The 25,511-nt window shown below is 63.3% G+C and carries 23 protein-coding genes; 11 read left to right on the top strand and 12 right to left on the bottom strand.

Features of this window, described 5'->3' with window-relative positions; translation table 11 throughout:
• Positions 1–8 precede the first annotated feature (8 nt).
• Both OW493_RS00885 and mpl read right to left on the bottom strand, forming a co-directional pair.
• Entirely contained in the window at positions 9–662 is a 654-nt protein-coding gene (locus OW493_RS00885) for a flavin prenyltransferase UbiX (RefSeq protein ID WP_077371887.1), read from the bottom strand.
• Positions 659–2,101, bottom strand: a complete 1,443-nt coding sequence (gene mpl, locus OW493_RS00880) for a UDP-N-acetylmuramate:L-alanyl-gamma-D-glutamyl-meso-diaminopimelate ligase (RefSeq protein ID WP_289862856.1) — start codon at positions 2,099–2,101, stop codon at positions 659–661. Before mpl ends, OW493_RS00885 begins: the two co-directional genes overlap by 4 nt.
• A gap of 192 nt (positions 2,102–2,293) precedes the next feature.
• On the opposite strand from mpl, the gene OW493_RS00875 reads away from it, so the two are divergent.
• On the top strand, positions 2,294–3,556 hold the full coding sequence (locus OW493_RS00875; RefSeq protein WP_077371881.1) for a 6-phosphofructokinase: 1,263 nt from the start codon (positions 2,294–2,296) through the stop codon (positions 3,554–3,556).
• Positions 3,557–3,704: 148 nt separating this feature from the next.
• Here the strand turns inward: OW493_RS00875 and OW493_RS00870 are convergent, their stop codons facing one another.
• A complete protein-coding gene (locus OW493_RS00870) occupies positions 3,705–5,432 on the bottom strand; it encodes a bifunctional protein-serine/threonine kinase/phosphatase (RefSeq protein WP_077371878.1) in 1,728 nt (575 codons plus the stop codon).
• A gap of 329 nt (positions 5,433–5,761) precedes the next feature.
• Here OW493_RS00870 and ppa point away from each other — a divergent pair, with 329 nt between their 5' ends.
• On the top strand, positions 5,762–6,292 hold the full coding sequence (ppa, locus tag OW493_RS00865) for an inorganic diphosphatase (RefSeq protein ID WP_043331979.1): 531 nt from the start codon (positions 5,762–5,764) through the stop codon (positions 6,290–6,292).
• 167 nt (positions 6,293–6,459) lie between these two features.
• Here the strand turns inward: ppa and OW493_RS00860 are convergent, their stop codons facing one another.
• Positions 6,460–7,563, bottom strand: a complete 1,104-nt coding sequence (locus OW493_RS00860; protein ID WP_289862850.1) for a DUF2333 family protein — start codon at positions 7,561–7,563, stop codon at positions 6,460–6,462.
• Between the two features lie 354 nt (positions 7,564–7,917).
• On the opposite strand from OW493_RS00860, the gene dsbD reads away from it, so the two are divergent.
• The 8 genes from dsbD (at position 7,918) to purH (ending at position 16,902) form a co-directional block, all read left to right on the top strand.
• On the top strand, positions 7,918–9,948 hold the full coding sequence (gene dsbD, locus OW493_RS00855; RefSeq protein ID WP_289862849.1) for a protein-disulfide reductase DsbD: 2,031 nt from the start codon (positions 7,918–7,920) through the stop codon (positions 9,946–9,948).
• A gap of 284 nt (positions 9,949–10,232) precedes the next feature.
• Positions 10,233–10,670: a type II 3-dehydroquinate dehydratase gene (gene aroQ / locus OW493_RS00850; RefSeq protein WP_077371872.1), complete on the top strand. Its 438-nt coding sequence runs from the start codon at positions 10,233–10,235 to the stop codon at positions 10,668–10,670.
• A gap of 166 nt (positions 10,671–10,836) precedes the next feature.
• Entirely contained in the window at positions 10,837–11,307 is a 471-nt protein-coding gene (gene accB / locus OW493_RS00845; RefSeq protein WP_077371869.1) for an acetyl-CoA carboxylase biotin carboxyl carrier protein, read from the top strand.
• A 19-nt stretch (positions 11,308–11,326) separates the two neighbouring features.
• Positions 11,327–12,667 (top strand): acetyl-CoA carboxylase biotin carboxylase subunit, encoded by a 1,341-nt coding sequence (accC, locus tag OW493_RS00840; RefSeq protein ID WP_077371866.1) that lies wholly within the window; start codon positions 11,327–11,329, stop codon positions 12,665–12,667.
• Positions 12,668–12,851: 184 nt separating this feature from the next.
• Positions 12,852–13,766 carry a 50S ribosomal protein L11 methyltransferase gene (gene prmA, locus OW493_RS00835; protein ID WP_077371862.1) on the top strand — a complete coding sequence of 305 codons (915 nt, stop codon included), beginning with the start codon at positions 12,852–12,854 and terminating at the stop codon, positions 13,764–13,766.
• 168 nt (positions 13,767–13,934) lie between these two features.
• On the top strand, positions 13,935–14,969 hold the full coding sequence (gene dusB, locus OW493_RS00830; RefSeq protein ID WP_077373125.1) for a tRNA dihydrouridine synthase DusB: 1,035 nt from the start codon (positions 13,935–13,937) through the stop codon (positions 14,967–14,969).
• Positions 14,970–15,016: 47 nt separating this feature from the next.
• Complete coding sequence (fis, locus tag OW493_RS00825; RefSeq protein ID WP_225348107.1) at positions 15,017–15,262, top strand: DNA-binding transcriptional regulator Fis; 246 nt, start codon at positions 15,017–15,019, stop codon at positions 15,260–15,262.
• 62 nt (positions 15,263–15,324) lie between these two features.
• The gene (gene purH, locus OW493_RS00820; RefSeq protein WP_289862843.1) at positions 15,325–16,902 is read left to right on the top strand and encodes a bifunctional phosphoribosylaminoimidazolecarboxamide formyltransferase/IMP cyclohydrolase; all 1,578 of its coding nucleotides are present in this window, start codon (positions 15,325–15,327) and stop codon (positions 16,900–16,902) included.
• 110 nt (positions 16,903–17,012) lie between these two features.
• Here the strand turns inward: purH and OW493_RS00815 are convergent, their stop codons facing one another.
• Together OW493_RS00815 and OW493_RS00810 are read right to left on the bottom strand one after the other, a co-directional pair.
• Positions 17,013–18,104, bottom strand: coding sequence for an amidohydrolase family protein (locus OW493_RS00815; RefSeq protein WP_289862841.1), 1,092 nt, complete (start codon positions 18,102–18,104; stop codon positions 17,013–17,015).
• Positions 18,105–18,166: 62 nt separating this feature from the next.
• Positions 18,167–18,406, bottom strand: coding sequence for a DUF2061 domain-containing protein (locus OW493_RS00810; protein ID WP_077371853.1), 240 nt, complete (start codon positions 18,404–18,406; stop codon positions 18,167–18,169).
• A 211-nt stretch (positions 18,407–18,617) separates the two neighbouring features.
• Here OW493_RS00810 and glsB point away from each other — a divergent pair, with 211 nt between their 5' ends.
• Positions 18,618–19,616: a glutaminase B gene (gene glsB / locus OW493_RS00805; protein WP_254696424.1), complete on the top strand. Its 999-nt coding sequence runs from the start codon at positions 18,618–18,620 to the stop codon at positions 19,614–19,616.
• 597 nt (positions 19,617–20,213) lie between these two features.
• Here glsB and OW493_RS00800 read toward each other — a convergent pair.
• The 6 genes from OW493_RS00800 to OW493_RS00775 form a co-directional block, all read right to left on the bottom strand.
• Positions 20,214–21,671: an NAD-dependent succinate-semialdehyde dehydrogenase gene (locus tag OW493_RS00800; RefSeq protein ID WP_084209170.1), complete on the bottom strand. Its 1,458-nt coding sequence runs from the start codon at positions 21,669–21,671 to the stop codon at positions 20,214–20,216.
• A 91-nt stretch (positions 21,672–21,762) separates the two neighbouring features.
• Positions 21,763–22,128, bottom strand: a complete 366-nt coding sequence (locus OW493_RS00795) for a hypothetical protein (protein WP_289862838.1) — start codon at positions 22,126–22,128, stop codon at positions 21,763–21,765.
• A gap of 35 nt (positions 22,129–22,163) precedes the next feature.
• Entirely contained in the window at positions 22,164–22,589 is a 426-nt protein-coding gene (gene folX / locus OW493_RS00790; RefSeq protein WP_077371844.1) for a dihydroneopterin triphosphate 2'-epimerase, read from the bottom strand.
• 86 nt (positions 22,590–22,675) lie between these two features.
• Positions 22,676–23,227, bottom strand: coding sequence for a GTP cyclohydrolase I FolE (gene folE / locus OW493_RS00785; protein WP_077371842.1), 552 nt, complete (start codon positions 23,225–23,227; stop codon positions 22,676–22,678).
• Between the two features lie 269 nt (positions 23,228–23,496).
• Positions 23,497–24,594 (bottom strand): serine/threonine protein kinase, encoded by a 1,098-nt coding sequence (locus OW493_RS00780; RefSeq protein WP_077371839.1) that lies wholly within the window; start codon positions 24,592–24,594, stop codon positions 23,497–23,499.
• A gap of 101 nt (positions 24,595–24,695) precedes the next feature.
• Entirely contained in the window at positions 24,696–25,313 is a 618-nt protein-coding gene (locus tag OW493_RS00775) for a ComF family protein (RefSeq protein WP_289862836.1), read from the bottom strand.
• Positions 25,314–25,511: the final 198 nt, after the last annotated feature.

The following is a 25,511-nucleotide window of genomic DNA, read 5'->3' as shown; positions in this document are numbered from 1 at the left end:
TGGCGACACTAGTCACCACTGACATGCCCTTCGCCCCAGCGCGGCATCAGCGCATGCGCGATTCCCAGCTGATTGAGAATGCGCGCGACGATGAAGTCGATCATGTCATCGAGTGTCTGCGGGCGGTGATAGAAGCCGGGGGCGGCGGGCAGGATGACGGCCCCCATGCGCGTCAGGCTCAGCATGTGTTCGAGATGGATCGCCGAGAACGGCGTCTCGCGCGGCACCAGAATCAGCGTGCGACGCTCCTTGAGGGCGACGTCGGCGGCGCGTTCGATCAGATTGTTGCTGGCGCCGGTCGCGATGGACGAGAGCGAGCCGGTGGAACATGGACATACCACCATGGCACTCGGCGCGCCGGAGCCGGACGCCACGGGCGCCATCCAGTCCTCGCGGCCGAAGCAGCGAATCTGACCGGGCCTGGCGGCGTAGCGCTGGGTGAGCACCTCGGTGAGGCGAGCCGGGCGCGCCGGCAGTTCTTCATCGGTCTCGGTGGCGATCACCATGTGGGCGGCCTTGGAGACCATCACCATCACCTCATGACCCGCCGCGACCAAGCATTCGATCAGCCGCAGGCCATACTGGGCACCCGAGGCCCCGGTCAGCGCGACGGTGACCGCTGACTTGAACTCCCCTTCGGGGGCTTTCGCTTGCTGGCTCATGCCTCACCTTCCCGTGCTGCCAGTGCACTCAACAAACGTTCGTGGATACCGCCGAAGCCACCATTGGACATCACCACCACCCAGTCGCCGGCGCGGGAGTCATTGGCGATCTTGGCGATCAGGGCGTCGAGGTCCTGCTCGACATCGGCTTCAACGCCGAGGGCACGACACTCGCTGACCGTCTCGTCCAGTGACCAGCCCAGTGTCGGGCCCGCGAACCAGCTGACCCGATCCGCTGCGGTGACCGCTGCCGGCAGGCGCGCCTTCATGGTGCCAAGCTTCATGGTGTTGGAACGCGGCTCGATCACCGCCCACAGACGACCGCCCTGCCCTTCGGCTGCCACGCCCGGCGCCAGGCCCTCAAGCGTGGTGGCGATGGCGGTCGGGTGGTGCGCGAAGTCATCGATGACCTTGACGCCGGCCACCTCACCGCGCAGCTCCTGGCGGCGCCTGGGCGGCGCGAAGCACGCGAGCGCCTGCAGCGCCGCCTCGACACTCACGCCGCACTCGACGGCAGCGGCCACCGCGGCACAGGCATTGGCCACGTTGTGGCGTCCGCGCATCGCCCACTGGCACTCGACGAAGCGGTCCGCCTCGCCGGACACGGCGGCCGGCGCCGCCAGCGCGAAGTGGCTGCCATCGGCACTGATCAGACGATAGCGCCAGTCGCCACCGGCGTTCTGGATGCCACCTTCATCGCCGAAGCGTGTCACCGGCGTCCAGCAGCCTTGATCCAGCACGCGTTCCAGCGCCTCGGCACCGGCGACGGCGTCGGCCGCGACCACCAGCTTGCCGCCAGCCGGCACGGTACGCACCAGGTGATGGAACTGCCGTTCAATGGCCGCGAGATCCGGGAAGATGTCGGCGTGGTCGAATTCGAGATTGTTGAGCACAGCGATGCGCGGACGGTAATGCACGAACTTGGAGCGCTTGTCGAAGAAGGCCGTGTCGTACTCATCGGCCTCGACCACGAAGGGTGCCTGCGGGTCGCCGATACGCGCGGAATCGCCCAGCTGCGGCGGCACGCCCCCGATCAGATAGCCCGGCGTGAGGCCCGCGCATTCGAGAATCCAGGCGGTCATGGTCGCGGTGGTGGTCTTGCCATGGGTGCCGGCAATGGCGACCACCGGTCGTCCGGTCAGCACCTCGTCACACAGCCATTGCGGGCCGGAGGTATAGGCCAGGCCGCGCTCGAGCAGCGCCTCGACTTCAGGATTGCCGCGCGAGACGGCATTGCCGACCACCGTGAGCTCTGGCGCGGGCTCGAGATTGTCGGCGGCATACCCTTCCATCAGGGTGATACCGGCCTCGGCCAGCTGTGTGCTCATGGGCGGATAGACATTGGCATCGCTGCCGGTGACGCGATGGCCGCGCGCACGCGCAAGCAGTGCCAGAGAGCCCATGAAGGTACCGCAAATACCGATGACGTGAAGGTGCATCTGTTTCTCCAATCCGGAAGCCCGAGCAGCCTAGCATGCCCGCCAGGCGGCGAGTAGCACGGGCGTGTCGGGGCAGAACGACAGACACGTGGCATCCGGGCGTCGTGCAGGGGTCATGTCTTTCGGATATGATGCGGCGGGTAAGCGCCAGCCCGTTCAAGACCATGACAAGGAAGCAGAGACGAGAAGCCCATGCCCCAGCACAATGCCTTCTACGCCCAGTCCGGTGGCGTTACCGCCGTCATCAATGCCAGCGCCTGTGGCGTGATCGAAGCCGTGCGTGAACACGGCGACCAGATCGGCAAGCTCTACGCCGGTCACAACGGCATCATCGGCGCCCTGACCGAAGATCTGATCGATGTCAGCCAGGAAAGCGACGAGAACATCGCCGCCTTGCGCCACACCCCGGGCGGTGCCTTCGGCTCCTGCCGTTACAAGCTCAAGAGCATCGAGGATCACCGTACCCAGTACGAGCGTCTGATCGAGGTGTTCAAGGCCCACGATATCCGCTACTTCTTCTACAACGGTGGCGGCGACAGCGCCGATACCTGCCTGAAGGTCTCCCAGCTGGCCGAGACCATGGGCTACCCGATCCAGGCCATCCACGTACCCAAGACCGTGGACAACGACCTGCCGATCACCGACAACTCGCCGGGCTTCGGCAGCGTGGCCAAGTACATCGCCACCTCCACCCGCGAGGCCGGCCTCGACATCGCCTCCATGTGCGCCACTTCCACCAAGGTGTTCATCCTTGAGGTCATGGGACGTCACGCTGGCTGGATCGCCGCCGCCGGTGCCCTGGCTGGCGAAGATGCCACTCAGCCGCCGCACATCGTGGTCTTCCCGGAAGTCGCCTTCCACCGCAAGGACTTCATGGCGCGTGTCGACCAGTGCGTCAAGGACCACGGCTACTGCGTGGTGGTGGTCTCCGAAGGTGCCCGCTATGAAGACGGCACCTTCCTGGCCGATGCCGGCAACACCGATGCCTTCGGCCACCGTCAGCTGGGCGGCGTGGCGCCGACGCTGGCCGGCATGGTCAAGCAGGACCTCGGCTACAAGTATCACTGGGCCGTGGCCGATTATCTGCAGCGCGCGGCACGCCACATCGCCTCGAAGACCGACGTCGAGCAGGCGTACGCCACGGGTCGTGCTGCCGTGGAAATGGCCCTGGCCGGCAAGAACGCCGTGATGCCGGCGATCCGTCGCCTCGGCGATGGCGCTGACTACGCCTGGGACATCATCGAGGCACCGCTGGAGCAGATCGCCAACCATGAGAAGTTCATGCCGCTGGAGTTCATCAGCGAAGACGGCTTCTACATCACTGACGCCTGCCGCCAGTACCTGTCACCGCTGATCCAGGGCGAGGACTTCCCGCCCTTCGTCAATGGTCTGCCGGCGGTCGCCCGCCTCACGCTGGCCAAGGTCGAGAAGAAGCTCACGCCGTTCTCGATCTGATCGATCGCGCTGCCCATTTCCCGGGCAGCGCTGTGCCAACGCCGTTGCGGCACCCATGAGAAAGCCCCGCACAGATCACTGTGCGGGGCTTTCTCGTTCATGACGCGAGGCTGCTCTCGACAACCGCACGCCACCGACACACGCAGGGTTATTTGAGCAACCAGGACAGCACCAGCAGCAACAGCAGGATGCCGGCGACGCCCTGCCAGAAATTGGCTGGTTCGCGCATGGCCTCGGATGGCGTGATGGCCTTGCCGGGGTCCTGCTGTGGCAGGCGCAGTGCATAGAGCAGCTCCGACAGACGTCGGAAGCGCAAGGTGCGCTGAGGGTCCAGCGCACGCCTCAGGGCATCGTCCAGCATCTGGGGAACCTGCGGGTTGCGCATGCGTGCCGGCTGATACTCCAGCAGCTCGAGGTCCGTCTGGGTGCGCAGCTGATCCATCGACTGAGCGTAGGGCTGCATGCCGGTCAGCAGCCAGTAGATCACCGACGCCAGCCCGTACTGATCGCTGCGGCGACTGACCTCGGCCCCCAGCGCATATTCCGGCGCACTGTGCTCGGTCAGCCCGACCTGGCGCACCAGGGGACCGGCACTCTCGTGCCCATCCCCTTCGCGCAGATGACAGGCCCCGAAGTCCACCAGCACTACCTTGCCGTGACGGTCGATCATCACGTTGTCGGGGTGGATCAACTGATGCAGCACTTCACGCCGATTGAGTGCGTGGACCGCCTTGCCCAGCTGGCGGGCGATATCCAGGCGCTGCTCGAGATTGGCCTGGGGATGCTGGCGCGCCCAGTCGGTCAGCGTCTGCGCCTCCAGATGCTCGAGCAGATAGTAGAGGTGATCCCGCGGGCGCGAGGGTTCCACCACCTTGACGACGAAGGGCGAGTTGACGCGATCTACCACCCACTGCTGGAGCAGGAAGTGCTCGAGATAGGCGTTCTTGAGCGAGAGCTCCGGACTCGGCGCCTTCATTACCATCACGCGCCGGCTCTTGAGATCCCGGACCTTGTAGACGCGCACCCGCGCACTGCGTGACATCACCTCCAGCACTTCCAGCCCATCGATGCGATCCCCCGGCTCCAGCTCGCGCGGCACCGGCAGATCCCCATAGATGCGCCCCGGCGTGTCCTCGCTGGCACTGGCCAGGCGATCGATACGCACCAGCTGGAAGCAGAACTGATCCGCGGTATAACCACGTTCGTCGGCACGGTCCGCCGCGGCATGCGCGAGACGCTCGCTGGCGGCGTCCAGATCCGAGACATCGTCACGAATCAGTGACACGAAGTCCGAGGGCAGCAAGGTGCCGCGCACCGCCTGGGTGGTCAGCAGGAAGATGTCGCCCTGCTTGAGCGGCAATTCGATGTAATCGATGTCGAGACTGACATCCATGCCCAGAGCCCGTGAGGGATAGCGATAACCGCCCAGGTCCGTGACATGATCACGCGAGATCTGTTCGAACTCGCCACCACGCAGACGGAACACCACGGTATCGCCGGCATGGAACAGATGCGCCGACTGGCCACGGAAGATGACCGCGGAAATCGAGGTGACGTAACTGCCGCCACGCACGAAGCGACTCTGGCTGTAGCACCAGCTGTTCAGCGCTCGCAGCACACGAGTCGCGGAATACTTGACGCTCCAGTTGTCGGGCGTGGCGAAGTAGTCGGCCAGAAAGCCACGCACGGCCAGATCGCCCGCCTGCTTGGCGATGGCGTTCTTGCTGGTGGTATCCGCGATCAACGCACAGCCGCCCTTGGTCGCCAGCGGGCCACGCTCGACAGGAATTTCCAGCGACATCGAGCTGCGGTGGCGCTTGCGGTCCGGTGCCACGAAGGCCTGACCATAACTGAGTGAAAGCTCTGCATCCGCCAAGGCGGTCTCCTTGCATGTCTGTCCTGCGGTGACGACCCTGCTGGTGCATGCCGGCCACGACAGGCCTCGTCACAGTGTCTGCACGGCACCGCGAGTCGCGCGGCGATCCTTGAACAACGGGCACACCATCGGCCAGAGTGTCGATGGATGGCCTCCACATGGGCTCGCGCGCTGCCAAGTGTTACCCGAGTCAGCCTGCAGTGCCACCACTCGTTGGTGCAACGCAAGGCGATCGAGCGTGGCATAATGGCAAAACGGTCTGCCAGTTCGTATAATTCAGCGGAATTTTGACCCGCAGGCCTTCAACCCGCAAACCCAAGGACTCGACAATGAGTTTCGACAAGATCCCCGCTGGCAAGGAATTGCCGAACGACGTCTACGTAGCGATCGAGATTCCGGCCAATCACGCGCCGATCAAGTACGAGATCGACAAGGACATCGATGCACTCATGGTGGATCGTTTCATGGCCACTCCGATGTTCTACCCGGCCAACTACGGTTACATCCCGAACACCCTGGCTGACGATGGCGATGCCCTCGACGCGCTGGTCGTGACTCCGTATCCGGTCGCGCCGGGCAGTGTCATCCGTGCGCGTCCGGTCGGCGTGCTCAACATGAGCGACGAAGCTGGCGAAGACGCCAAGCTGGTCTGCGTACCGCACCAGAAGCTGACCTCCCTGTACGACGACGTCCAGGAAGTCACTGATCTGCCGGAACTGCTGCGTCAGCAGATCGCGCACTTCTTCGAGAACTACAAGGATCTCGAGAAGGGCAAGTGGGTCAAGATCGATTCCTGGGACGGCGCTGATGCCGCGCGTGCCGCGATCGAGAAGGCAGCAGCTGCCTACCAGAAGGACTGATCCTTCCCGTGACGGTCGCCAACTGACCCTCATTTGCTGACCGCTCATGAAAAAGCCCCCGTCATTGACGGGGGCTTTTCGTTTTCTGGGCTCAGCCCGATCCAGCTCAGGCTGACGAGGCTGGCGGACATGACCTCCGTCAGGGTCCGCCAGCCTCGCGTCAGACTTCAGCCCTTCTCGAGCAGGCTGCGCAGGTCACTGATCGCGGAATTGGCACGTGCGATGTAGTTGGCCATGACCAGCGAGTGATTGGCGAAGAAGCCGAAGCCGGAACCGTTGAGGATCACCGGGCTGCCGATATCGGTCTGGGTCGACTCCAGCTCACGGATGATCTGGTCGATGGAGGTCAGGGCATTCTTGTCTTCCAGAACGCCCTGGAAGTCATGACGCACCGCCTTGAGCAGATGAATCAACGCCCAGGAGGTGCCGCGCGCCTGATAGAAGACATCGTCGATCTCGAGCCACGGCGTCTTGATCTCTTCTTCCGTCTGGGTGTTCTTGGCCGAGGTCGCGTTCTTGTCACCGGCCAGACTCAGATTGAGCTGAGACTTGCCGACGCTCGCGGACAGTCGCTGTGACAGGGAACCGAGACGATTCTCGACATCCGACAGCCAGGCCACCAGATTGTCGGCGCGCGCATAGAACTGGCCGTTGTTCTGGGTATCATCGCTCAGACGCTTGAGGTAGTCCCCCAGCTGGCGGTTGGCATCGGCATATTCATGCTCGGCTTCCGGCAGCATCCAGGCATTGGCGTCGATGAACAGCAGCGATTCCGCCTTGCCCAGCGCCTTGTCATCACTGGACTGAGACTGTGAACGACTGAATTCCTTGCGCAGCTCGCGCGTCATGTCGCGCACCTGCACCAGTACCCCATATTCCCAGTTGGGCATGTTGTCCAGCCACAGCCCCGGGGGTGCCACGTCATTCTTCAGATAGCCACCGGGCTTGTGCAGCAGGGTATCGTTGAGTTTCATCAGGGTCGCGACGGTCGCCGTGCCCGTCGGCAGCACCTCGAAGGCCGGTGCCGGCTGCTCGCCATCGACACTGGCAACGGGTGCCGCCAGCCCATGTACGCGGGCCAGTTCGGTGCGCGTGGCCTGGTCGACATTGAATTCGTCCGGCTCGCTGCTCCAGTAGATCCCAAGGCCAACGCAGACCAGCAGGTAAATGACGAACAGCCCGACCAGTGGTTTCCAGATCCAGCCATACTGAGGTGTTTCCAGCACGTCGCGACCCGCGCCACGCTTGCTGCCTTTACCGAATAGGGCCATGCGTTCTTCCTTGTATGAAGCCTTGTAAAAAGCCGTGTGAAAAAAGACGAGTCAGAAGACCGTGAACCGGTGTCGATACCCGCGTTGCCTCCAGCGCCGGTACTCATGACGTACGTCCTATCCTATCATGCGTCCCTGCGTGTGCCAGTCGCGCTCATCGCGACGTCAGAACCGGGGGAGATCATCGCTACATGGTGGCGCATTCATCCTGGTGCAAGTCGCGACCCGTGATCATCGTGGGCATCATTGCCGGCCCTCTTTCCGTGACGAACACCTCAAGCGAGCTGATCGCGCAGAGGGCACAGGCACTCGCAAGATCGGCTTCTTCTCCCGGCACTGCAAAAGGATGCCTTCGTGCTTCGTCCGTTTCCCGCAAATGACGCGATCTCCCGCCAGATTCGCGCCAGTCTCGCCCTCGCCCGACCGATGCGCCCCGGGGTGCTGCTGGTCATTGTGCTGCTCCTCAGCCTGACCACTTTCGCCCTGCCAGCCCATGCCGGGCTGTTCGGCAGCAGTCCGGCCACCTCCTCCAGCAGCGAATCGTCTACCGGGCTGTTCACGAGTCAGGCATCCAGCAGCGACTTTCTGCCGGTCAACGAGGCCTTCACGCCCCGCGCATGGCGTGAAGGCGACACTCTCTATGTCGGCTTCACCAGTGCCGAGGGCTATTACCTCTATCGCCATCAATTCGACTTCGCGACCTCCCGTGACGATCTCCGGCTCGGTGCCGCGGACCTGCCCCCCGGCGAATTCAAGCAGGACCCCTATCTGGGCGACGTGCACGTCTTCCATGACCCACTGGTCATTCGCCTGCCTCTGACAGCCGCAGACCGTCAGAATGCCCCGGACGAGGCGTCATCGATCAGTGGTCCGGTACCGATATCCATCACCTTCCAAGGGTGTGCCGACGCCGGCCTCTGCTATCCCCCCGAGACCGTCACGCTCGAGGCCGGTGAGCAGAGTGCGCCCGACGCCTTTGCCCACCTGAGGCCTGATGCCGCCACCCTGGAGAGCGGCGCTGCCGACGACACTGGCGCACATCGTGCCGGCGAGCCCACTGCCATCCCGGGGACGGATGGCAGCTTTCGGGCATTGTTCACGGACGCCGGCCTCGTCACCTTGCTCGGGCTGTTCTTCCTGGCAGGCCTCGGGCTGACCTTCACGCCCTGCGTGCTGCCGATGATCCCGATTCTCAGCTCGATCATCGTCGGCCAGCGCCCCAGCCGCCCGCGCGCCTTGCTGCTGTCGTCAAGCTACGCCCTGGGCATGGCGCTCACCTACGCCGCGGCCGGCACGCTGATGGGTCTGTTCGGCGCCGGCCTCAACCTGCAGGCCCAACTGCAATCTCCCGTCGTGCTGATTCCCTTTGCCGCCCTGTTCGTGCTGTTCGCGCTGGCCATGTTCGGCGCCTTCAATCTGCGCCTGCCCGGCCGCCTGCATTTGCGCCTCGACACGCTGCAGGGGCGCCTGATGAATGCCGGCCCGGGGGGATTGGCGCTGGCAGGCGCGTTATCGGTACTCGTGGTATCGCCCTGCGTCTCGGCACCTCTGGCCGGTGCGCTGGTCTATCTCTCCGCCAGTGGCGATGCCACCAGCGGCGGGTTGGCGCTGTTCGCGCTCGGGCTCGGCATGGGGGTGCCGCTGGTACTGGTCGGCACCTTCGGCGCCAGTCTCGTGCCCAGGGCCGGCGGCTGGATGGAAGGCATCAAGCAGGCCTTCGGCATTCTGCTGCTGGGCGTGGCGCTGTGGCTGGTAGAGCGCTTGCTGCCGGCCTCGCTGGCGGTGCTGGGCTGGGCGGCATTGGCCATCGGCACCGGGGTGGCGCTCGGCGCGATCAGCTCCTCAAACCACGGCTGGGCCCGCGCCCGTCAGGCACTGGGGCTGCTGGCACTCGGCTGGGGGATGATCAGCCTGCTGGGCGTGGCCGGCGGCGCAAGCGATCCGCTACGCCCATTGGCCCCCTTCACCGGAGGCGGAACTGCCTCGGGACAGGCAACCGAGCAGACGCTGGACTTCACCACCGTCACTGACATGGCTGCCCTCAAGCGCGAGCTGGCACTGGCTGACCGTCGCGGGCAGCCGGTCTTCGTCGATTACTACGCCGACTGGTGCATCTCCTGCAAGGTGATGGAGCGCGAGGTCTTTCCGCGCGTCGCGAGTCAGCTGCGACAGTTTCATCTGATTCGCGCCGATGTCACCCAGACGGATGCCACCACCCGTGAGCTGCTGTCATCGTTCGGCCTCTTCGGACCGCCCAGCCTGCTGTTCTTCGCAGGACAACAGGAAATGACCGAAGCGCGGATTCAGGGAGAGGTCGATGCCGAGCAGCTGGGCGAGCATCTCGACGAGGTGCTGCGTCACCATCGCACTGCCGCGGGTGCATGATCTGTCGGGAGTCAGCCATGCCGGACACCGGCAGATGACGTCGCGATGTTGACGGGATGGCAGCGCGGGAGAGTCGGCGTGGCAATCAGGATAAAAGCGGCAGGAAATCCGGTTCGGTGCCAAACTGGACAGCGTTCGAGAATTTCGGCAGAATCCGCGTCACTGCGACAACAGTCTAGGCTCAATAGGTAAACGTCGCGGATAGTGACGGTATCTTTGCATTTTCACCCAGGGTTAACAGCTCAGCGAGTCACGCACTTGCTTCCGCTGACAAGAGGACTTTCATGGCGCGCATCCTGGTACTCAACGGCCCCAACCTCAATCTGCTGGGCACCCGCGAGCCCGAGGTGTACGGCACGACCACCCTGGAAGATATCCGCTCACGTCTGGAGACACGGGCCAGCCAGGCTGGCCACCAGCTGGACTGGCTGCAATCGAATGCCGAGCATGTGCTGGTAGATCGCGTGCATGCGGCCCGTGAGGATGGCACCGCCATCATCCTGATCAATCCCGCGGCCTTTACCCATACCAGCGTAGCGCTGCGCGATGCCCTGCTGGGGGTCGCACTGCCCTTCATCGAGCTGCACCTGTCCAATACCCATGCCCGCGAGGCGTTCCGCCATCATTCCTATCTTTCCGATGTGGCACGCGGCGTGATCATGGGGTTTGGCGCTCGAAGTTACGACATGGCGCTTGATGCCGCCCTGGCCGATCTTGCCTAGCAGGAGAGTCCCGGCGCAGCCTTCAGGCACGGCAGGCCTCATAGCTGCCTGAGACAAGGATTGACCGGCCCATCGGTCGGGACAGCCAATATCGCTGTCACCCGCAACCAGTGACGTCTCGGTTGCACACCCCATTTCCAGCCACCTTTATATCGGGATGAATTTCATGGATATCCGCAAGGTCAAGAAGCTGATCGAGCTGCTCGAAGAGTCCAACATCAGCGAAATCGAGATCCAGGAAGGCGAAGAGTCCGTTCGCATCAGCCGCCATCCGCAGGGCTTCGCCCAGCAGCCGATGATGCAGGCCCCGATGATGATGCAGCAGCAACCAATGCAGCAGCAGGCTGCACCGGCAGCCGGCAGCGTCGAGGCACCGGCAGCCGCCGCTCCGGCAGCACCGCAGGGCCACACCATCAATTCGCCGATGGTCGGCTCCTTCTATCGCTCTCCGGCACCGGGCTCCAAGGCCTTCATCGAAGTCGGCCAGAGCGTCAAGAAAGGTGATACCGTCTGCATCGTCGAAGCCATGAAGATGATGAACCAGATCGAAGCCGACAAGGATGGTGTGGTGGAAGCCATTCTGATCGAAGACGGCGAGCCGGTTGAATTCGACCAGCCCATGATCGTCATTTCCTGATCCCAACGGACACGTCACCATGCTCGACAAGGTACTGATTGCCAACCGCGGCGAGATCGCCCTTCGCATCCTTCGCGCCTGCAAGGAACTGGGCATCAAGACGGTAGCGGTGCACTCCAAGGCCGACCGCGACCTGATGCACGTCCGCCTGGCGGATGAAGCTGTGTGCATCGGCCCGGCCTCCTCTGCCAAATCCTATCTCCACATCCCGGCGCTGATCGCAGCCGCCGAGGTGACGGACGCCGACGCCATCCACCCGGGCTACGGCTTCCTGTCGGAAAATGCCAACTTCGCCGAACAGGTCGAACGCTCCGGCTTCGCCTTCATCGGCCCGCGCGCTGACACCATCCGCATGATGGGTGACAAGGTCGCGGCCATCGAAGCGATGAAGCTGGCCGGCGTCCCGACCGTACCGGGCTCCGATGGTCCGGTGCCGCAGGATGAAGACGAGATGTTCGCCATCGCCGAGCGCATCGGCTACCCGGTGATCATCAAGGCCGCCGCTGGCGGTGGTGGTCGCGGCATGCGCGTGGTGCACTCCAAGGCCAGCCTGCTGTCCTCGGTGAGCATCACCCAGGGTGAAGCCGCCGCGGCCTTCGGCGACGGCACGGTGTACATGGAGAAATTCCTCCAGAACCCGCGTCACGTCGAAGTCCAGGTGCTGGCCGATGGCCAGGGCAACGCCATTCACCTGTATGACCGCGACTGCTCCCTGCAGCGTCGTCACCAGAAGGTGCTGGAAGAAGCGCCGGCACCGCAGCTGGATGAGGAAGCCCGTGCCAAGGTCCTCAAGTCGTGCACCGATGCCTGCATCGAGATCGGCTATCGTGGCGCCGGCACCTTCGAATTCCTGTACGAGAACGGCGGGTTCTACTTCATCGAGATGAACACCCGCGTTCAGGTCGAGCACCCGGTGACCGAGATGGTCACTGGCGTCGACATCGTCAAGGAGCAGCTGCGCATCGCCTCCGGCCTGCCGCTCTCCATCAAGCAGGAAGACGTCAAGCTGCGTGGCCACGCCTTCGAATGCCGCATCAATGCCGAGGACTCGCGCACCTTCATGCCGTCTCCGGGCAAGGTCGAGCTCTATCACGCGCCGGGCGGTCTGGGCGTGCGCATGGACTCGCACCTGTACTCCGGCTACACCGTGCCGCCGCACTACGACTCCCTGATCGGCAAGCTGATCACCTGGGGCGAGAGCCGCGAGATCGCATTGACGCGCATGCGCAATGCCCTCGATGAGCTGCTGGTGGAAGGCATCAAGACCAACACTGACCTGCAGAAGGATCTGGTGCGTGATGCCGGCTTCCAGGAAGGTGGCGTCAACATCCATTATCTGGAGAAGAAGCTGGGCCTGTAATCTGCCCTGCTTGAGACTGGCAGCATCGGTCGACACATGACAGAAGGGTGGCCTCGGCCGCCCTTCTGTCGTTTGCGCAGGGGCCCTTGAGTGCGCTCAGGGTCATGCCGGCATCCGAGCGCCCCTGCCCCCACTGCCGCTTCGTCTATTCTCTTCACTCCCTACCTATTCGACAGGAGCCACCATGTCCTGGCTGCAACTCAAGGCGCGTATCGCCCCCGACCACGCCGAGATTCTCGAGCATCTGCTGATGGAAGAAGGTGCCTGCGCCATCACCCTGCAGGACGCCGAGGATCAGCCACTGTTCGAGCCGGATCTCGGCAGCACGCCGCTGTGGAGCGAGACAGTGCTTACCGGCCTGTGGGATGGCACCGAAGGCATCGAGACCATGCGCGAGCGGGTCAAGGCCGGCTGGGCGGCACTGATTCCCGATGAGCCCTGCCCGGAGATCGAGGTCGAGATTCTCGAGGACCGCGACTGGACACGTGAGTGGATGGACGGCTTCGAGCCGCTCAAGATGGGCCAGCGGCTGTGGATCGTGCCCAGCTGGCATGACGCGCCGGAACAGGACGCCGTCAACCTGATGCTCGACCCGGGCCTGGCCTTCGGCACCGGCACTCACCCGACCACCGCCCTGTGCCTGGAATGGCTCGATGGCCTGGCCGTGGAGGGCAAGCTCGCCCGGCACAGCGTGCTGGACTTCGGCTGCGGCTCCGGCATCCTGGCCATCGCCGCACTCAAGCTCGGCGCGGTGGATGCCATGGGCACCGATATCGATCCCCAGGCCCTGCAGGCCTCCCGCGACAACGCCCAGCGCAACGAGGTCAGCGACAGGCTGACACTGTGCTACCCGGACCGCCTGCCGGACGCGGGCTATCAGATCGTGGTCGCCAACATCCTGGCCGGCCCGCTGGTCGAGCTGGCCCCGCAGATCGCGGGCAGTGTGGCCCCGGGTGGCCTCCTGGCGCTTTCCGGCATTCTCGCGCCCCAGGCGGGAGACGTGCTCGAGGCCTATCGTGAGGCCGGCCTGATCATGGAAGAGCCCACCGAGCGCGATGGCTGGGTGCGCCTCAACGGCCAGCGCCCGCTCGAGGGCTGAGCCACGCGATACCATGAGTGCCGCAGCGCAGGGAATCCACGGCGCAAAGGAAGACCTCCGGAACGCACCACGGATGAAATAGCCCTTCAAACCCTGCGGCGCTCTAGGTATCATGACGCCCCCGTGATGCCTGCATCGCGCGCCACCCCACTGCATGACACGAGCCCCATGACCGAGACATCCCTTCACGCCGAGCTCCCGCGCATCGGTGTGCACCAGTTGCCCAATCGCGTGATTCTGGCCCCGATGGCCGGCGTCACCGATCGCCCGTTCCGACAGCAATGTCGTGAGCTGGGCGCGGGGCTCGTGGTCTCGGAGATGGTGACCAGTGACAAGCGCCTGTGGAACACCGTCAAGTCGCGCACGCGCATGAATCATGCCGGTGAACCCGGCCCGCGTGCCGTGCAGATCGCCGGGGGCGATGCCGCGATGCTGGCCGAGGCCGCGGCACTCAACGCCGAGATGGGCGCCGAGATCATCGACATCAACATGGGCTGCCCGGCCAAGAAGGTCTGCAACAAGGCCGCCGGGTCTGCCCTGATGCGCGATGAGCGTCTGGTCGGCGAGATTCTCGAGGCCGTGGTGCGTGCCGTGAAGGTGCCGGTCACGCTGAAGATGCGCACCGGCTGGTGCGAGGAAACACGCAACGCCATCACCATCGCGCGCATGGCCGAGAGTGCCGGCATCCAGGCGCTTTCCGTGCATGGTCGCACCCGTCAGCAGAAATATACCGGTGAGGCCGAATACGACACCATCGCTGCGGTGAAGGCGGCAGTCTCGATTCCGGTCTTCGCCAATGGCGATATCGACAGCGGCGAGAAAGCGCGACATGTGCTTGACTATACGGGCGCCGATGCCGTGATGGTCGGCCGTGCGGCCCAGGGCAACCCCTGGATCTTCCGCGAGATCAATCACTATCTGGCCACTGGCCAGGTAGCTTCCGGCCCGAGCGATGCGGAGCGTGCCCAGGTGATGCGCACCCATCTCGAGGCCCTGTATGAATTCTACGGTGACTACATGGGCGTGCGCATCGCGCGCAAGCATGTGGGCTGGTACCTGGCGACCCGCGAGGATGGCAGTGAGTTGAAGCGCAGCTTCAATCCTCTCGAGGAGCCCGATGAACAGCGCCAGTTCCTGACCCGCCTGTTCGGCGAGCCGGAAGGCATCGCCCGCACCGAGACGCAAGGAAGTCACGCAGCATGACCAGCAGGCACCCTCTATCCCCTGACGACGCAAGCCAGGCCACGCTGATGACGCCCGTTCGGCACCATCAGACCCTGCGCGAAGCCGTCGAGCATTCCATGGCGCGCTACTTCGCTCACCTGGATGGCGAGCAGGTCACCGACCTGCATGCCATGGTGATGGCCGAGGTCGAGGCGCCGCTGCTGGAAGCGGTGATGGCCCACGCCCAGGGCAACCAGACCCGCGCCGCCGATATGCTGGGCCTCAATCGAGGCACGCTGCGCAAGAAGCTCAAGCAGTTTGATCTGATCTGACCCCGCCGGGGCATCCTCACAGGTGCCCCGGCGTCTTTTTGTTGATCCACGAGTGGAGCATCATGCAAGCCAAGCCCCAAGCCATCCGTCGCGCCCTCCTGAGCGTTTCCGACAAGACCGGCATCGTCGAATTCGCCCGTGCCCTCGACGCCCGTGGCGTCGCCCTGCTGTCTACCGGCGGCACCTTCCGTCTGCTCAAGGACAACGGCCTGGCCGTGACCGAAGTCTCCGAGCACACCGGCTTCCCGGAAATGATGGATGGCCGGGTCAAGACCCTGCATCCCAAGATCCACGGCGGCATTCTCGGTCGACGCGGTCAGGATGATGCGGTGATGGCCGAGCACGGCATCGACCCCATCGACATGGTCATCGTCAACCTGTATCCGTTCGCCGCCACCGTGGCCAACCCGGATTGCTCGCTGGAAGACGCCATCGAGAACATCGATATCGGCGGCCCGACCATGGTGCGTTCCTGCGCCAAGAACCACGCGCACACCACCATCGTCGTCAACGCGGCCGACTACGACCGCGTGATCGCCGAGATGGATGCCAATGACAATGCCGTCAGCGACGAGGCGCGCTTCGACCTGGCCGTGGCAGCCTTCGAGCACACCGCCGCCTACGACGGCGCCATCGCCAACTGGCTGGGTCAGCGGGTCGAGGGTGGCAGTGAAGGTCTGCCGCGTCAGTACAACGTCAGCCTGAGCAAGAAGCAGGACATGCGTTACGGCGAGAACCCGCATCAGCAAGCGGCCTTCTACGTCGAGGACGGTGCCACCGAGGCCAGCGTCGCCACGGCCGTGCAGGTCCAGGGCAAGGCGTTGTCCTACAACAACGTCGCCGATACCGATGCCGCCTTCGAGTGCGTCAAGGCCTTCGACGAGACCGCCTGTGTCATCGTCAAGCACGCCAACCCGTGTGGCGTCGCCATCGGCGAGTCTGCCCTGGCCGCCTACGAGCGCGCCTATCAGACCGACCCGACCAGCGCCTTCGGCGGCATCATCGCCTTCAACGTGCCGCTGGACGCCGAGACCGCGCAGGCCATCGTCTCGCGCCAGTTCGTCGAGGTGATCATCGCCCCGGGAATCAGCGACGAAGCCGCTGCCATCGTCGCCACCAAGGCCAACGTGCGTCTGCTCGACGTCGCGGAGGCCTGGGCGGCCGAGCGTACCGGCGGTCACGACTTCAAGCGCGTCACCGGCGGTCTGCTGGTGCAGGACCGCGATCAGGGCATGGTCGGCCGTGATGAACTCAAGGTCGTCACCGAGCGCGCGCCGAGCGAGCAGGAACTCAACGACCTGATCTTCGCCTGGAAAGTGGCCAAGTTCGTCAAGTCCAACGCCATCGTCTACATCAAGGATGGCCAGACCATCGGTGTGGGCGCCGGTCAGATGAGCCGCGTCTATTCGGCCAAGATCGCCGGCATCAAGGCCGCCGATGAAGGGCTGGAAGTGCCGGGCTCCGTGATGGCCTCCGATGCCTTCTTCCCGTTCCGTGACGGCATCGACGCCGCGGCGGCGGCCGGTATCACGGCCGTCATCCAGCCGGGTGGCTCCATGCGTGATCAGGAAGTCATCGATGCCGCCAACGAAGCCGGCATCGCCATGGTCTTCACCGGCATGCGTCACTTCCGTCACTGATCGACGGCTCTGACACATGATGTGTGAGCCTCTCTGACGCTCACGAAAAAGCCCCCGCCAGCGAATCGCTGACGGGGGCTTTTCGTATGCCGGGGCATCAACGCCTGCCCCTATTCGACAGGCAGTCTGACCAGGCGCAGGAAGTTGTCACGGGCGACATTGTGCGCCGTCTGTGGCGACAGGGCATCGAGGAATGGCGTGTAACTTGCCAGGATATCGCCCACCGAGCCGAAGCGCCCGACCACGTCACTGCCAAGCACGAAGCGCTGTGGGAAGCGCTCGACCAGCTTGACCCAGCGCGGGCGCGGCTGGCCCTTGTCATCCAGCAGATACGGCTCCAGCACTGACCAGGACAGGTCGATATTCAGGTTGGGATAGGTTTCCAGCATGCGCTCGATCTCGCCGTGCAGCCATGTCATGCGCCCCAGGCGACGATTGAGCTCGGCACTGGTACCCGCATGTGCCCAGATGAAGGTCGTGTCCGGATTGTCGCGCACCGCACTCTCGAATTCCTCGAGATACAGCCCCTCATACCCCTCACGCTTGCTGGTGACATTGGAATGCACCATCACCGGCAGGCCCTTCTCCGCCGCCAGCGCATAGACCTTTCTCAAGGCGGGATGATTGGCTCGTGGCGTCTCGCCCTCGGTCAGGCGCGTCAGGTCATCATGACGCGTGAAGACCTCGCCGATGCCTTTCCAGAAGCCGGGATAGATCGCCATCAACTGGCGAATCTCATCGGCAGCATTCAGATCAGTGGGGTTGAAGCCGGTGATGAACGGCGAGAAACGCGCCTGGACCGGCTCGGGAGCGCGAGTCAACGCCTCGGCCAGAATGTAATCGGTACCGGAGTACCAGTAGACCGGCCCATCATCACCCATGTAGTAACGCGGCTTCTTGGGCGCGTCCTGCTGCCATTTCTTGGCGACACCGATGCCCGTGATCAGGGCATGATCCACCTGCGCCTCATCCATGGCATCCAGCAAGGCCCCCAGGCCATCGCCCTGCTGGAAGAAGTCGACGAAGTGCAGGTGGGCGTCGCTGTAGTGATAATCGCGTGTCTCATCGGCAGCCACGGACTCGACGACAGCCATGCTGCCGGCAAGCCCCAACAGCAACGCCAGCGCCCCCTGGAGGAGAGGACGCTGGCGCAGACAGGACAGGCGAGAGAAACGGACGGGGCGAGAGGCAAGCTTCAGCATGGGTGGCTCCGAGGAAAGATCGCTCGATTCTGCGGTGCCCACCCTTGCCGACGCAAGTGTCCTCAGCTCGCCAATACCGCACCATTCATGCCGGAGGGGCGGCTGGCCTGTTGTTCAGCTGCCTGCTGACGACGGGCAGTCACACGATTCCAGACCTTCTCGTGGAAGAAGAAGGCGACGGTGTTGACCGCAGGCTCGACGATGGCGACCAGACCGCCGACCACGATGTCACCGGTCAGCAGGTAGGTGACACCGAAGGCGATGGAGAAGTGCATGCTGGCAAAGGTCAATGTCTTGATCATGTTGGCTGCCCTCCGGGCGGTCTGTGCTCAGCGAGACGCTGAACCCCAGCGCGTCGCGTGTCTCTTGGTGGGCAACCTGTTGTTGCCTCGATGTAATGAATGATAGTGAGTCTCATCTGCAACTTGAAATCACTTTGCCCTACCCCGCTGATAAGGGCTGGCTATCAAGCGCTCGGATCACCACGCGCCACAGCCCACAGGATTGGGTAGAATGCGCAGCCGTACCATGCGATTGCATTCCCATCCACTCTGTCTCCTCAAGGTCGCCATGACGCCGCCACTCGACTCTGATGCCCTCCAGACGCTGCTTGAACGCCTGTCCAATGATGCCAGCCGCTGCTTCAACGAGGGCAAGGTCGCGGATTACATCCCGGCCCTGGCGCAGGTGGACCCGGATCAGTTCGGGATTGCCGTCTGTCATGTCGATGGCCGCGTCCAGTATGCCGGGGATGCACACACGCGCTTCTCGATCCAGTCGATCTCCAAGGTCCACGCACTGGTACTGGCGATGCAGCGTCTGGAAAGCGACGAGATCTGGTCACGCGTGGGACGTGAACCCTCTGGCCAGGCGTTCAATTCGATCATGCAGCTGGAGGTCGAGAACGGCATTCCACGCAACCCGTTCATCAATGCCGGGGCACTGCTGATCACGGACCTGCTGGTCTCGCGCATCGTCTCGATCCAGAACACCCTGCGTGAACAACTCAGACGCCTGTCCGGCAGCCCCGACATCGGCTTCGACGAGAAGGTGGCGCGCTCCGAGATGGACCACAAGGCACGCAATGCCTCGCTCGCCTACCTGATGCAGGCCTATGGCAACGTGCACTCCGATGTGGATGACCTGCTGGACACCTACTTCCACAGCTGTTCGGTATCGATGAACTGCGTGGAGCTGGCCCGCAGCTTCGCCTTCCTGGCCAATCGTGGCGTCAATCCGCTGGATGGCAAGGAAGTGGTCTCACCCTTGGAGACACGCCAGCTCAATGCGCTATTGCTGACCTGTGGGCTCTATGACGCGGCGGGAGACTTCGCCTGGCGCGTGGGCCTGCCGGGCAAGAGTGGTGTCGGCGGCGGCATCATCGCCATCCTGCCGGGACAGATGAGCATCTGTGTGTGGTCGCCGCGCCTGGACGGCTATGGCAACTCGATTGCCGGCCGGCATGCATTGGAAGGATTGGTGGCGGGAATGGGGCTGTCACCGCTGGGCTGAAGAGCGAGGAGTGAGGAGTGAGGAGTGAGGGCTGAGAAGGGAGAACTGAGAAGTGCGGGCTGACAATACTGAGCTGGGAACCGGCCATAAAAAAGGGCAAGTCGCGTCCGCCACGCCACTCGCCCTGTCTTCAATCCTTGAAGACTATCACCACAGGTCCCGCTCTTTGACTGTAGCGTAAATAAGCATATCCACAAGTAAGAGAATGCCGACAAAGCACACCTGTCTTTGTCCCTGATCTGCGGTAAAAGACGGCGGCATACCGCTTTGGTCTGACACGCGCAGCGCGATCAATGCCCGAGACCCCTCACCTCTACGACCAATGACGCATGGGCCTCTTGTCGCGAGATTGCCCCCTCTCGCGCATGACGCTCTCTCAGCAGCAGCGAAAATTCCATAGATTGCAGACACGCTTGGCAGCAACAGGCCGGATGACTGAATGACATGAAAAAGCCCGCCCGGTGTCCCGGGCGGGCTTTTTGCAACTGATGTCGTGTCCGGTCATTGCCTTGAGCGCTGGCCATCCATCGACGATGCCACGTTCAAGGATGAAGGGCTCAAGCAGGGATCAACGTCGCAGATCCGATGACGAACGGATCAGCCAAGTGAGAGACACAGATACTTGGTTTCCATGTACTCCTCGAGGCCATACTTGGAGCCCTCACGGCCCAGCCCCGATGCCTTGGTGCCGCCGAAGGGCGCGGCGGCGTTGGAGATCAGTCCGGTGTTGATACCGACCATGCCGTAATCCAGACCTTCCGACACGCGCCAGACACGCTTGAGATCCGTGCTGTAGAAATAGCTGGCCAGCCCGAACTCGGTATCGTTGGCCATCTCGATGGCCTCTTCCTCGCTCTCGAAGGGGAAGATGGCTGCCAGCGGCCCAAAGGTTTCCTCACGGGCCACCTTCATCTCCGGCGTCACCTGCGAGATCAACGTCGGGGTGAAGAAGCTGCCACCCAGTGGATGCGGATGACCGCCCAGCAGCAGCTCGGCCCCCTTGTCGAGAGCATCCTGCACGTGATCCGTGACCTTCTCGACGGCGTCACCATCAATCAGTGGGCCGACCTTGACGCCCTCTTCCATGCCGTTGCCAACGGTCAACTCGGCATTCATCGCCGCTGCCAGCTTCTCGCTGAAGGCATTGACCACGCTGGACTGCACCAAGAAACGATTGGTGCAGACGCAGGTCTGGCCGGCGTTGCGGAACTTGGCTGCCATCGCGCCTTCCACCGCCGCATCGAGATCGGCGTCTTCGAACACCAGGAAGGGCGCATTGCCGCCAAGCTCGAGCGAGATCTTCTGGATATGCTGTGAGGCATTGGCCATCAGTCCGCGGCCAACTTCGGTGGAGCCGGTGAAGGTGACCTTGCGCACGAGACGCGAATCGGTCATCGCCTTGGCGATATCCCTGGCCGAGCCCGGCACCACGTTGAAGACACCACGCGGCACACCAGCGCGCTCCGCCAGCACCGCCAGCGCCAGCGCCGAGAAGGGAGTCTGACTGGCAGGCTTGACCACGATGGGGCAGCCCGCCGCCAATGCGGCACCCGCCTTGCGGGTGATCATCGATGACGGGAAGTTCCACGGCGTGATCGCCCCCACGACACCGACGGGTTGCTTGAGCACCATGATGCGCTGATCACGCTTGGCTGCCGGAATGGTATCACCGTAGACTCGCTGCCCTTCCTCGGCGAACCAGCGCAGGAAGCTGGCGGCATACTGGATCTCACCGGCGGATTCGGCGAGTGGCTTGCCCTGCTCCAGGGTCATGATCTGCGCCAGGTCATCCTTGTGCTCCTGCATCAGGGCGTACCACTTCATCAGGATGTCGGCACGTTCCAGCGCGGGGGTTTCCTTCCAGTCAGCGAAGGCATTCTGGGCCGCCTCGATGGCACGCTCGGTTTCCGCATAGCCCAGGCGAGGCACTCGGCCGATGATCTCGCCGGTGGCCGGATTGTCGACCTCTATCTGCTCACCGGAATCCGCGGCGACCCAACCACCATCGATATAGGCAAAGGGGCGAAAGAGACTGGTATCGTTGAGATGTTCCATGAAGACTCCAGAGGCATGCAGGTGGATCGAGGCGGCGTTGAGCGCTAGCCGAGACTATTCAAGACTAGCCTAATAGAACCTAGATGCGGGTTCAGTGCCAGAACCACAACCCTGCCAGCACCAGTGCTGCCATGGCCAGCCCCGTGATCACACGCCCCATGGGCCACTCGCGTCGGCCGGATGGCTGCTTGCCGGCCCCGACAGACGACGGCGGTACCTCACCGAGCTCGCGCTCCGGCGGCATCGACACGACACGCCGCGCCTTCTGCTGCTTGACCCGCGCATTGAACACCTGGCTCGCACGCCCGTCACGCACCTCGAAATCCACCGCCAGTCCCGGCCCCGGGAGACCGCGGCCGCGCCAACCGACAAGATCGAACACGTACTCGGCGCCCCTGTCATCCGTGATGACACCCTCCTGGGTGGCATCATCGAACCGAGTGATCTCTCCGATCATGCTGCCCCTCCTGACATCCCGTCTCTCCTGACTGTCTAGCGTCCGACACTTGCCGTCTGGATATGGTCTTCCCGGCTGTCCGACAGGGTGATGGACACCGAATCGGAGAAGCGCAGCGCATGCGGCTTGTCGATCTCGACCTGAGCCGTCAGCACCTGCTCATGCTGCATCACGATATCCAGCACTTCCCGCGTCATGCGCTCGAGCAATGCGAAACGCCCATCCTCGACATGCGCGATCAGCTGCTTGGTGATGGTGCGATAGTTGAGGGCTTCGCTGATGTGGTTGAACTGAACCGCACGCGCGGCGCGGTAGCGGATCACCACATTGATCACGACATCCTGACGATTCTGGATCTCGTCATCGTTGATCCCGATATAGGTGCGCAGACGCAGGTTCTTGATGCGAATGGTGGCAAGATCATGATCGAGATGTTCATCGTGCAAGGCATGCATCGGCATCGACGGGGACTCCTGAACAAGAGATGTCAGACAAACGACTCACAGACGACGACGCCGCCTCGAGAGGCGGCGTCGTGGCTATCGGATCAGCTGATCAGGGTCAGGAATTCCTGACGGGTCGGCTGATTCTCGCGGAAGGCCCCCAGCATCACGGAGGTCTTCATGCTGGAATTCTGCTTTTCCACGCCACGCATCATCATGCACATGTGGCGCGCCTCGACCACCACCGCCACACCCCGTGCGCCGGTCACCTGCTGGACCGCCTCAGCGATCTGCTTGGTGAGGTTTTCCTGGATCTGCATGCGGCGCGAGTACATGTCGGTGATGCGCGCGAACTTGGACAGCCCCAGCACCTTGCCCGCCGGCAGATAGGCGATATGGCACTTGCCGATGAACGGCAGCATGTGATGCTCGCACATCGAGTAAAGCTCGATGTCCTTGACCAGTACCATCTCGTCGGTGTCCGAGGTGAAGACGGCGCCGTTGACGATCTCCTCCAGCGACTGATGATAGCCATGGGTCAGGAACTGCATGGCCTTGGCAGCACGCATGGGCGTGTCCTGCAGGCCCTCGCGCTGCGGATCCTCACCCAATGCAGTGATGATCTGGCGGTAATGGTTGGCAATCTCTTCGGTCATCCGTCTGCCTATGGTATCGGTCAGGGGCGCGCATGAGCGCACGCATAGCAGGGGTAAAGCACATAACTTATACAATACCTTAACGTTGAATTGATCTTGTATAAGTTAGTGTTCAATGTCAGCGCAGATTCTACCTCAGGCCCGCCTCCAACGCAGGCCTGATCACGTCTTTCCCGCAAGGCCGCAACGACGACGCCCTCAACGCAAGGCGTCAAGGGCGTCGGGTCATGGGACTCAAGAATGGCCCACCGGTCTCCGGCGCGGGCGGCTCACGCCAGCCAGCGAGGAGCATCAAGCACGACTCGCTGCTGCTCAAGACTGCGGATGTGGTCATCCCAGTACCCCAGGCTCGCGACATGCGAGAAGGCCTGCGGGAAGGCGGGGTCCGTCCAGCGCCGTACCACCCAGGCACTGTGACGCACCATGCGCAGCGTACGCAGTGTCTCGATCCACTTCAGCTCCCCGCGATTGAAGTCGCAGTGCTGCTCATATCCTTCCAGCACCTCGGACAACTGCATGTGGAGCTCGGGGTCACTCTCTCCCGTCAACAGCATCCACAGATCCTGAATGGCAGGCGCATTGAGACAATCATCGAAATCCACCAGCGCGAAGCTGTCATCCCGCCCCAGCATGTTGCCGATATGGCAGTCACCATGCGCACGCAGCAAGCCACTCTGCGGCCAGCTCTGCTCCGCCACCAGGGGGCGCAACGCCTCGATGACACGCTGATAGCTTTCACTCTGACGCTCACTCAGCCAGTCGGAGGCCAGCACGCTGTCACGACTCTCGTCGAGGATGCGCAGTGGCGTGAGCGTTTCACGCTCCTGGAAGAGGCCTTGACGTCCGACGGCGTGCACGCGACCGATCAGCTCTCCCAGATGGTAGAGGTGCTCGGGAGATTCGAGTTCGGGAGCCCGCCCGACCACATGGGGAAACAGCGCGAAGTCGAAGCCTTCGTGATGATGCAGGGTCTCCCCCCTGGCATCCGCCCAGGCGGGCGCACCGGGAACGCCCTCGGCTTCCAGCTCGGCCAGAAAGGCGTGTTCCTCGAGGATCTGGGCGCGGCTCCAGCGATCCGGACGATAGAACTTGGCGACCCAGCGCCGCCGGTCATCATCGGCCAGGTGATAGACCCGATTCTCATAACTGTTGAGCGCGAAGGGCTCGCCGGGCAACCAGAAACCAAGCGACTCGACGGCGGCCACGACACGATCCGGCGCAAGCGCATCAAAGGGATGTGAACGCTTGTCCAGTTCGCCTTCCCGGGATGACGCAGCCTCCCAGGTGTTGCCGTTGGCGCGCTCATCAAGCTCGCGCGAGGTGCCGGATGATTGCGAATCAGCAGGTGTAACAGGATCAATAGGCATGGCAATTCCTCGGGCATGGACCAGCAAACGGCTGCCGGACCTTGCATGCTATGAGATTAGACCCTCACACCGCCAGTCCCGCAGGCCATAGACCAATAGCATCATGGCGAACCAGGCGGCGTACGCGCCAGCACACAGGCGACGACCTCTCGAGCCCCCGCCCGCTGACAGGCCTGCGCCAGGCTGTCGAGGGTCGCGCCACTGGTCATGACATCATCGATCAACAGCACGCTTTCCGGCAGAGGAGCGCTGATGTCATAACGTCCGCGTTGCGCCTTCAGACGTCCGCGCCGCCCCCGCAGACGCTGATCCTCATCGGCCGCATGTCCCGAGCGAATCCGCACCACGTCACCGCGTTGTCGTTCCCGCACCCGCAGACCACGCGTCAGCTCCACCAGCACCTCATGCCCCCGCGTTCGTCGCCGTCGCGAATCCCCCGGCACCAGGATGACCCATGCCTCGGGACGTGCTGCCAGCCACTCCCGACAGAACGGGGCCAGCTCTCGCGTCATCAATTGGCGCAGCAGGAGCCCGGCACGCCTCTGATGCTGGTCCTTGTAACGCTGGAAGAGACCCGCGATCAGCCCCTCATAGCGCAATGGAGCGTACACGTGCTGATAGGCCGGTGGCGTCCGCAGACACCGTGCACAGGCCACCTGACTCAATGCCTCGGAGGCCACCGGCTCGGCACAGCACAGGCAGGCATGACGATTGCGCACGATCCGCTCTTCACAGGCCTCGCACCAGTCGCCATGGCGCCACCTCGGGTGCCTGCCATGCTCATGCCCTCGTTGCTGCTGTAGGCAGAAGGCACAGGGGCGTGACACACGCCTCCTGTCAACCAGCAGACCTTCCAGCGTTGACAGCACTCGCGAAAACTCTATCATTTCAGTCAACCTCCATTCACAAATCGCGTT

The sequence above is a fragment of the Cobetia sp. 14N.309.X.WAT.E.A4 genome, from assembly GCF_030397495.1.
In the GTDB taxonomy this organism is placed as follows: domain Bacteria; phylum Pseudomonadota; class Gammaproteobacteria; order Pseudomonadales; family Halomonadaceae; genus Cobetia; species Cobetia marina.
Note: the sequence above shows the minus strand (reverse complement) of the source record. Positions and strands in the feature narration are given on the sequence as shown.

What these genes read in the sequence shown, in the direction of transcription:
- OW493_RS00885 (WP_077371887.1), bottom strand. Translation starts at nt 662, where the DNA reads ATGAGCCAGCAAGCGAAAGCCCCCGAAGGGGAGTTCAAGTCAGCGGTC.
- mpl (WP_289862856.1), bottom strand. Translation starts at nt 2,101, where the DNA reads ATGCACCTTCACGTCATCGGTATTTGCGGTACCTTCATGGGCTCTCTG.
- OW493_RS00875 (WP_077371881.1), top strand. Translation starts at nt 2,294, where the DNA reads ATGCCCCAGCACAATGCCTTCTACGCCCAGTCCGGTGGCGTTACCGCC.
- ppa (WP_043331979.1), top strand. Translation starts at nt 5,762, where the DNA reads ATGAGTTTCGACAAGATCCCCGCTGGCAAGGAATTGCCGAACGACGTC.
- OW493_RS00860 (WP_289862850.1), bottom strand. Translation starts at nt 7,563, where the DNA reads ATGGCCCTATTCGGTAAAGGCAGCAAGCGTGGCGCGGGTCGCGACGTG.
- aroQ (WP_077371872.1), top strand. Translation starts at nt 10,233, where the DNA reads ATGGCGCGCATCCTGGTACTCAACGGCCCCAACCTCAATCTGCTGGGC.
- accB (WP_077371869.1), top strand. Translation starts at nt 10,837, where the DNA reads ATGGATATCCGCAAGGTCAAGAAGCTGATCGAGCTGCTCGAAGAGTCC.
- accC (WP_077371866.1), top strand. Translation starts at nt 11,327, where the DNA reads ATGCTCGACAAGGTACTGATTGCCAACCGCGGCGAGATCGCCCTTCGC.
- prmA (WP_077371862.1), top strand. Translation starts at nt 12,852, where the DNA reads ATGTCCTGGCTGCAACTCAAGGCGCGTATCGCCCCCGACCACGCCGAG.
- dusB (WP_077373125.1), top strand. Translation starts at nt 13,935, where the DNA reads ATGACCGAGACATCCCTTCACGCCGAGCTCCCGCGCATCGGTGTGCAC.
- fis (WP_225348107.1), top strand. Translation starts at nt 15,017, where the DNA reads ATGACGCCCGTTCGGCACCATCAGACCCTGCGCGAAGCCGTCGAGCAT.
- purH (WP_289862843.1), top strand. Translation starts at nt 15,325, where the DNA reads ATGCAAGCCAAGCCCCAAGCCATCCGTCGCGCCCTCCTGAGCGTTTCC.
- OW493_RS00815 (WP_289862841.1), bottom strand. Translation starts at nt 18,104, where the DNA reads ATGCTGAAGCTTGCCTCTCGCCCCGTCCGTTTCTCTCGCCTGTCCTGT.
- OW493_RS00810 (WP_077371853.1), bottom strand. Translation starts at nt 18,406, where the DNA reads ATGATCAAGACATTGACCTTTGCCAGCATGCACTTCTCCATCGCCTTC.
- glsB (WP_254696424.1), top strand. Translation starts at nt 18,618, where the DNA reads ATGCGCAGCCGTACCATGCGATTGCATTCCCATCCACTCTGTCTCCTC.
- OW493_RS00800 (WP_084209170.1), bottom strand. Translation starts at nt 21,671, where the DNA reads ATGGAACATCTCAACGATACCAGTCTCTTTCGCCCCTTTGCCTATATC.
- OW493_RS00795 (WP_289862838.1), bottom strand. Translation starts at nt 22,128, where the DNA reads ATGATCGGAGAGATCACTCGGTTCGATGATGCCACCCAGGAGGGTGTC.
- folX (WP_077371844.1), bottom strand. Translation starts at nt 22,589, where the DNA reads ATGCCGATGCATGCCTTGCACGATGAACATCTCGATCATGATCTTGCC.
- folE (WP_077371842.1), bottom strand. Translation starts at nt 23,227, where the DNA reads ATGACCGAAGAGATTGCCAACCATTACCGCCAGATCATCACTGCATTG.
- OW493_RS00780 (WP_077371839.1), bottom strand. Translation starts at nt 24,594, where the DNA reads ATGCCTATTGATCCTGTTACACCTGCTGATTCGCAATCATCCGGCACC.